Origin of the sequence: Streptococcus sp. HMSC10E12 (assembly GCF_001807855.1) — a bacterium.
Lineage (GTDB): Bacteria > Bacillota > Bacilli > Lactobacillales > Streptococcaceae > Streptococcus > Streptococcus salivarius.
The window spans coordinates 72,038-78,861 of the sequence record NZ_KV791092.1 but is presented as its reverse complement, the minus strand read 5'-3'; the positions used below and the strand labels follow the sequence as shown (position 1 = coordinate 78,861).

Sequence of the window (6,824 nt, the reverse complement as noted above, 5' to 3'; positions counted from 1 at the left end):
ATGCTTGTCAATAGGTTTTTTGAAAAAAATAAAGGAAGCATGTCTCTCAACCTACTTCCCTTCTTTTTATTTATTTAGCTTCAATCAAACCGTAGTTTCCGTCTTCTCGTTTATAGAGAACATTAGTTGTATGATCTTCACTATCTGTATAGATAAAGAAGTCATGCCCCAACAACTCCATTTGAAGGATAGCTTCTTCAACATCCATTGGTTTCAACTCAATGTTTTTAGTTCTTACAACTTCAACAGCTGGTGCTTCTTCAACTTGTTCGTTATTAAAATCAGCTGAGAACACTTCTCCTGTTGGAACTTTTTCACGATGCTTACGTGCAATTTTTGTTTTGTTTTTACGGATTTGTCTTTCAATCTTATCAACCACTAGGTCAATAGAACCATACATATCTTGCGAAACATCTTCTGCTCTTAGTGTTACAGAACCTATTGGAATAGTAACCTCTACTTTAGCTGTCTTTTCGCGATAAACCTTAAGATTTACACGTGCATTCAATTCTTGGTCTTCGTTGAAGTATTTTTCAACTTTGCTAAGTTTACTTTCAACATAGTCACGAAGTGCTTCAGTTACTTCGATGTTTTCGCCACGGATACTATATTTAATCATAAAAGACCTCTTTCTCGCTTGTTAGCGTTTTCTTTATCTTTATTATATCCTTTTCATGAAAATTTGCAAGGATTTTTATTATCTAGCTAGTGAAAAGGTCAAAACTTCTTTAATACCTCTACCTTCTAACAGTTGAACCATCTGATATAAAGTGGAACCCGTTGTATAGATATCATCCACTATAATAATCTTATCTGGTAGATTTATACCTTCCTTGAGACAGAAGGCATTATCTTGACTTAGACGCTCCTCGCGTGTTTTTGAGGATTGCTTCTCAATATCTCTTTTCTCAAAGATATCCCGATAGGGAATTCCCTCTATCAATCCCTCAACTTGGTTGAATCCTCTTTCTGCCAAGCGTTCTTCCGATAATGGGACTGGTGCTATGGTATAACCTTTCTTCAAAAATGGTTTTAAGTTGTTTTTAATATCTTGTTGAAATATTTTTCTAAGACAATAGTCTCCCATAAATTTATAGCGACTAAAATACTCTTTCATATTTTCTTCATATCGATAAATAGCAAGGTGCTTAGGAATATAGCCTTTTTTCATCCAAAGTTTACAATCAATACAAGCATCTCCATATAACTCTTTGTTACAATTTTGACATCTTTCTTTTGAGAGGTTTTTAAACTGATGTTTACAAGATCGGCAAGAGTACTCTTTTCTTTGGTTAAACATAATGAGGTCTCTTAATTTTGGTAGCGATTCAATCCAATCATTACATAGCAGACACTTCATTGTTAAACCCTCCTTTTTTATTCATAACCTTTATCTCTTCTCGACACCGAAGCATTGATTTGGATAGTCCTTCATGAAAGAAATAAAGCTTTCCTGTCGGTCTATCTGGTGATCTTCCAACTCGACCTCCAATCTGAATAAGACTCGAACTAGTATATAAGTGATGATTTGCCATACAAACAAAAACATCTACTTGTGGAAAGGTTACACCACGTTCGAGGATAGTTGTTGTAACTAAGATAGACAGTTCTTTTTCTCGGAACTTCTCTACGATAGTTGAACGCTCCTCGCTTTTTGAGGAAACAAAGGCCATTTTTTCATCTGGAAGATATTTTTGTAGAATACTTGTAAACTTTTCACCTATCGCTATATTTGGAAAGAAGATTAATAGAGGAAATTTTGATTTACGTTGCTTTTTAATCTGATAAAGAAGAGGTCTTGGAAGCTTGCCTCTTGTCAGAGATTTTTGTAATCTGCCCTGCCAGAAGAATTTAGGAAGTACTAAAGGATTTCCATGGAAACGTCTAGCAAGGTGATGTTTTTCTAAAGTCCCAAGTCGAACTTGCTCTTCTAAAGATAATGTTGAAGTCGCTGTTAAGTAAATAAATCGACCGGTTTCGGTCTTCGCCTGTTCTACAGCATGATTTAACATGACATTTCCTACAAAAGGATATGCGTCTACTTCATCTACAATAACTAAGTCAAAACTCTGGTAAAACTTTAGTAGTTGATGTGTAGTAGCTATTACAAGCGGACTACCATCATATGGTTCACTCTCAGCATGAAGCAGGGAAATACTACAAGTAAAATCCCTCTTCATACGTAGAAATAATTCTCGACAAACATCAACCCTAGGACTTGCGATAGCTACATGACCTTTATTTTCCAGAACATAGGCAACGATGTTATAAATCATTTCTGTCTTACCAGCACCGGTCACAGCATGTACGAGACTATCTTTCTGCTTTTGATAAGTTCTCAAAAGTTTCTCTGAGACCTTAGCTTGATAGGGAGTCAGTTCTCCAAACCACTTCAAAACAGGAAATTCAATTTCTGATGTTTTGGAAGGAAAATAATAAAGTTCTTTTCCTTCTTGGTTTCTACCAAAGACAATACATGCTCTACAATAATACTGACCTCCCGGTAATTGCCAATCTTCCTCTATCCGACTGTAACATCTTTTACATCTAAGTTGTTTATCGATCTTTATCATACTTTCTAATGTTAAAGCCTCTGAGTGATAGTTCACTGGCAACTGCTCTTTCGTAAATAGTCGTCCATAATATTCTTTAGGTACCATATCTTTCTATTCGAAAATATGTTTGAATTCATCTTTTTATGATAAAATTTTTTTATGGATTACAAAACTATTGCCAACGATGGAATCGTTGAAGAAGAAATAAAAAAATCTCGTTTTATTTGTCACTTGAAACGTATTAGTAGTGAAGAGGAAGGAAGAGAGTACATCGCTCAGATAAAGAAAGAGCATCACAAGGCCAATCACTCTTGCTCTGCAATGATTGTTGGAGATGATGGTCAAATTAAGCGTTCGAGTGATGATGGCGAACCTTCTGGAACAGCTGGTGTGCCTATGCTTACTGTTCTAGAAAAACAAGGACTTACTAATGTCGTAGCAGTTGTGACTCGTTATTTTGGAGGAATCAAACTTGGGGCAGGTGGTCTTATCCGCGCATACTCTGGTAGCGTTGCTCATGCTATTGAAGAAATTGGTCGAGTCGAAGTCAAGGAATTAACAGGACTAACCGTAGAGTTAACCTACTCTCAGTACCAAGTTTTCTCCAACTTCCTTGAAAAAGAAGGACTCCAAGAATTTGATACAACTTTCTTATCAGATGTTTCTACTACTTTATTTGTCGAAGAGTCTGATATTGAAAGACTTGGTCAGGAACTAACCGAATTCTATCAGGGGAAAGTTAATTATGAAAAATCTGGAAAGAAAATCGTTGAAATTCCAATCTGATAGTCAAACGTTATCACAGTGATAAAGAAGATGTATTTTACAAGTTGAGCCTACCGTCGTATACTTAAAACCATCAATCAAAGATTAAGAGGATTTTAAATATGACAATTTACAACTCAATCACTGAACTTGTTGGAAAAACACCTGTTATTAAACTTAACTCTATTGTTCCAGAAGGATCAGCAGATGTTTACGTAAAACTCGAAGCCTTTAACCCTGGTTCTTCAGTAAAAGACCGTATTGCTCTTCGTATGATTGAAGATGCTGAAAAAGCTGGTACGATTAAACCTGGTGATACCATTGTTGAACCAACTTCAGGTAACACTGGTATTGGTCTCGCTTGGGTTGGTGCTGCTAAAGGCTATAAAGTTGTTATCGTAATGCCTGACACAATGAGTGTTGAACGTCGTAAAATCATCCAAGCTTATGGAGCTGAACTTGTATTGACTCCTGGTAGCGAAGGAATGAAGGGTGCGATTGCTAAGGCTAAAGAAGTTGCTGCTGAACGCAACGGTTGGGTACCACTTCAATTTGCCAACCCATCAAACCCAGCTGTCCACGCAGCTACAACTGGTCAAGAAATTCTTGAAGATTTTGGTGCAGAAGGTTTAGATGCCTTTGTTGCTGGTATCGGTACTGGTGGTACTATTTCAGGTGTTTCAAAAACCCTTAAGGCTGCCAATCCAAATATCAAGGTTTATGGTATTGAAGCTGACGAATCTGCCGTCTTGAATGGTGATAAACCAGGACCACACAAAATCCAAGGTATCTCAACTGGTTTCATTCCTGACACATTGGACACAAAATCATATGACAGTGTTGTGCGTATTCCTTCTGATGAAGCTATCGCAACATCACGTACATTGGGTAGCCAAGAAGGTTTCCTAGCTGGTATCTCATCAGGTGCTGCTATTGCTGCTGCCCTTAAAGTTGCCGCTGAGCTTGGCGAAGGCAAAAAAGTCTTGACACTCTTGCCTGACAATGGTGAGCGTTACCTCTCTACAACACTTTACGATTTTCAAGACTAATAAAAAAGAAGCTAGAACATAATGTTCTAGCCTCTTTTTATTGTATAAAGTTCAAGCCTGTAGTTCATTAATTACTAGAAAAAAGCAAAGATTATTATCTCATTTCCACTGAACTGTTCCTACAAACTTTCTATTTTTTGGGATAACTAAAGTCTTAAGAATTTAGTTTGTTTTATCCTTTTTATTAGTCTAACTCTTTTGCTTCTGTTTCTGCAATTTCAGTAACTGTAAATCCTGCTTCTACAAAAACCTTCTTGAGTTGGTCAATTCCAATCTCTCCTTCAACTTGGAGTTCGACACGAAGTACAGTGTCATTTTTAGGCGCAACAATTGTACGTTCGATGTTGAGATTCTCGCTAGCGATAAGGTTCGCAATTTTTTCCAAAACACGTGGAGTATCTGGAACTTCCAACCCAATACGAATTCCAGCTTGACCATAACCAGAAATTTCTAAGAAAGCACGAAAGACATCTTTATCTGTGATAATTCCTGAAATTTGGTCATTGTCCACAACCGGAAGAACTCCAACTTTATTTTGAAGCATGATATAGATTGCATCCTCAAGGCTAGCATATTTGGAAACAGTGAGGACATTCTTAATCATGATATCTCCTACCTTTGTCTTATTAAGGAGATAGTTCATTTCATAAATTGACAAGCTTGTTGCTTTTGATGGTGAAGCCTCCGCCATTGTACCTTCTGTAATAAGCCCAACAAGTTTATCGTGTTCAATTACCGGCAAACGGCGCAACCCTTTATCACGCATAATATCTGCAGCTACTGCAACTGTTGTTTCTGGTGAGACATAAACCACACGTTTCGTCATAAAATCTTTTACTGCCATATTTCATTTTCCTCCGAATGATTTCTTACTTGTATTATACCACACTAATTGTAACCGATTGCAATATTTTACTGAAAAATTAGTATTTTACAATTAGTATGAGACGATAGAAAAACGCCCTCGGGCGCTTTTTCTTATCCTCCAAGATAGGCTTTACGAACTTCATCTGATGCAAGAAGTTCTTCACCAGTACCTGAAAGAACCACTTTACCAGTTTCAAGAACGTAACCACGGTCTGCAATTGACAAAGCCTTATTGGCATTTTGCTCAATCAAAAGAACGGTAGTCCCTTGTGCCTTAATATCTTCGATAATATCAAAAATTTCCTGAATAAAGATTGGAGCAAGTCCCATTGAAGGCTCATCCAAAAGCAAAAGTTTTGGACGACTCATAAGGGCACGGCCCATTGCAAGCATTTGTTGTTCACCACCAGAAAGTGTCGCTGCATCTTGATTCTTACGTTCTTCTAGGCGTGGGAAACGTTGGAAGACTTTTTTCAAGAGAGCTGTGTTCTCTTCTTTGTTTGTATGAAGGAAAGCTCCCATTTCAAGATTTTCCATTACGGTTAATCCTGCAAATACATGACGTCCCTCAGGTACTTGAGCTAAACCTTCAGCAACAATCTTACGTGCAGGTGTTTTATGAATATCATTTCCGAGATAAGAAATGGTTCCCTCAGTTGGACGAACAAGACCTGAGATTGTACGAAGAATTGATGTCTTACCTGCACCGTTAGCACCGATTAGAGTTACAACTTCACCTTCATTAACTTCAAAGCTGACGTTTTTAACAGCTTCAATAGATCCATATTTAATTGAGAGATTTTCAACTTTCAACATAGCCATTATGCTTCACCTCCCAAATAAGCTTCAATAACGCGTTTGTTATTCTTAATTTCATCAGGTGTTCCTTCTGCAATCAAGCGTCCATATTCCAAAACATAGATACGCTCAGTAACATCCATGACCAAACTCATATCATGCTCAATTAAGATGATTGTAATACCGAAGTCTTTTTGAATTTGACGAATATGAGCAGTCAATTCAGCTGTTTCTTGTGGGTTCATACCCGCAGCTGGTTCATCAAGGAAAAGAATTTTTGGTTCTGTTGCAAGCGCACGAACAATTTCCAAATGACGTTGTTGTCCGTAAGCCAAGTTTTTCGCAAGTGTATCTGCCTCTCCATCCAAGTTGAAGATAGCCAAGAGTTCCATAGCTTTTGCTTTTAACTCTTCTTCACTTGAATAGTACTTAGGCAAACGCAAAAGAGATGCAAAGAAATTTGAAGGTTGCTTATTTGACAAACCAACAAGAACATTTTCAAGCACAGTCATGTCTTTGAAAAGACGGATATTTTGGAAAGTACGTGACAAACCGAGTGAAGCGATTTTATAAGGTGCTTTACCATTTAGGATTGTACCGTCAAGTGTAACCGTTCCTTCACTTGGCTCATAGACACCTGTCAAAAGGTTGAACAAGGTTGTTTTACCAGCACCGTTTGGTCCGATAAGCCCAACCAACTCACCTTCATTGAGTTCCATTGAAACATCACCAACGGCAGTCAAACCACCGAAGTTTTTAGTTAGATTTTTAACTTCAAGAAGTGCCATTT

General features: G+C 37.5%; 8 protein-coding genes. 2 read left to right on the top strand and 6 right to left on the bottom strand.

Going from position 1 to position 6,824, the window contains the following annotated elements; genetic code table 11:
• Positions 1–70: 70 nt before the first annotated feature.
• The 3 genes from hpf to HMPREF3112_RS06035 all read right to left on the bottom strand — a co-directional run bounded on the left by hpf (position 71) and on the right by HMPREF3112_RS06035 (position 2,660).
• Positions 71–619 carry a ribosome hibernation-promoting factor, HPF/YfiA family gene (gene hpf / locus HMPREF3112_RS06045; protein WP_048674252.1) on the bottom strand — a complete coding sequence of 183 codons (549 nt, stop codon included), beginning with the start codon at positions 617–619 and terminating at the stop codon, positions 71–73.
• Positions 620–697: 78 nt separating this feature from the next.
• On the bottom strand, positions 698–1,360 hold the full coding sequence (locus tag HMPREF3112_RS06040) for a ComF family protein (RefSeq protein WP_048674254.1): 663 nt from the start codon (positions 1,358–1,360) through the stop codon (positions 698–700).
• Positions 1,341–2,660: an ATP-dependent helicase ComFA gene (locus HMPREF3112_RS06035; protein WP_048674256.1), complete on the bottom strand. Its 1,320-nt coding sequence runs from the start codon at positions 2,658–2,660 to the stop codon at positions 1,341–1,343. The genes HMPREF3112_RS06040 and HMPREF3112_RS06035 overlap by 20 nt, the downstream gene beginning before the upstream one ends.
• 54 nt (positions 2,661–2,714) lie before the next feature.
• On the opposite strand from HMPREF3112_RS06035, the gene HMPREF3112_RS06030 reads away from it, so the two are divergent.
• Both HMPREF3112_RS06030 and cysK read left to right on the top strand, forming a co-directional pair.
• Positions 2,715–3,341, top strand: coding sequence for a YigZ family protein (locus tag HMPREF3112_RS06030; RefSeq protein WP_048674260.1), 627 nt, complete (start codon positions 2,715–2,717; stop codon positions 3,339–3,341).
• Positions 3,342–3,442: 101 nt separating this feature from the next.
• On the top strand, positions 3,443–4,369 hold the full coding sequence (gene cysK / locus HMPREF3112_RS06025; RefSeq protein WP_002883742.1) for a cysteine synthase A: 927 nt from the start codon (positions 3,443–3,445) through the stop codon (positions 4,367–4,369).
• 184 nt (positions 4,370–4,553) lie between these two features.
• Here cysK and HMPREF3112_RS06020 read toward each other — a convergent pair whose 3' ends face one another.
• The 3 genes from HMPREF3112_RS06020 to HMPREF3112_RS06010 form a co-directional block, all read right to left on the bottom strand.
• Positions 4,554–5,213, bottom strand: a complete 660-nt coding sequence (locus HMPREF3112_RS06020; protein WP_048674261.1) for a CBS and ACT domain-containing protein — start codon at positions 5,211–5,213, stop codon at positions 4,554–4,556.
• A 134-nt stretch (positions 5,214–5,347) separates the two neighbouring features.
• On the bottom strand, positions 5,348–6,058 hold the full coding sequence (locus HMPREF3112_RS06015) for an ABC transporter ATP-binding protein (RefSeq protein ID WP_014633927.1): 711 nt from the start codon (positions 6,056–6,058) through the stop codon (positions 5,348–5,350).
• Complete coding sequence (locus HMPREF3112_RS06010; protein WP_048674265.1) at positions 6,058–6,822, bottom strand: ABC transporter ATP-binding protein; 765 nt, start codon at positions 6,820–6,822, stop codon at positions 6,058–6,060. The genes HMPREF3112_RS06015 and HMPREF3112_RS06010 overlap by 1 nt, the downstream gene beginning before the upstream one ends.
• Positions 6,823–6,824 lie beyond the last annotated feature (2 nt).

What these genes read in the sequence shown, in the direction of transcription:
- hpf (WP_048674252.1), bottom strand. Translation starts at nt 619, where the DNA reads ATGATTAAATATAGTATCCGTGGCGAAAACATCGAAGTAACTGAAGCA.
- HMPREF3112_RS06040 (WP_048674254.1), bottom strand. Translation starts at nt 1,360, where the DNA reads ATGAAGTGTCTGCTATGTAATGATTGGATTGAATCGCTACCAAAATTA.
- HMPREF3112_RS06035 (WP_048674256.1), bottom strand. Translation starts at nt 2,660, where the DNA reads ATGGTACCTAAAGAATATTATGGACGACTATTTACGAAAGAGCAGTTG.
- HMPREF3112_RS06030 (WP_048674260.1), top strand. Translation starts at nt 2,715, where the DNA reads ATGGATTACAAAACTATTGCCAACGATGGAATCGTTGAAGAAGAAATA.
- cysK (WP_002883742.1), top strand. Translation starts at nt 3,443, where the DNA reads ATGACAATTTACAACTCAATCACTGAACTTGTTGGAAAAACACCTGTT.
- HMPREF3112_RS06020 (WP_048674261.1), bottom strand. Translation starts at nt 5,213, where the DNA reads ATGGCAGTAAAAGATTTTATGACGAAACGTGTGGTTTATGTCTCACCA.
- HMPREF3112_RS06015 (WP_014633927.1), bottom strand. Translation starts at nt 6,058, where the DNA reads ATGGCTATGTTGAAAGTTGAAAATCTCTCAATTAAATATGGATCTATT.
- HMPREF3112_RS06010 (WP_048674265.1), bottom strand. Translation starts at nt 6,822, where the DNA reads ATGGCACTTCTTGAAGTTAAAAATCTAACTAAAAACTTCGGTGGTTTG.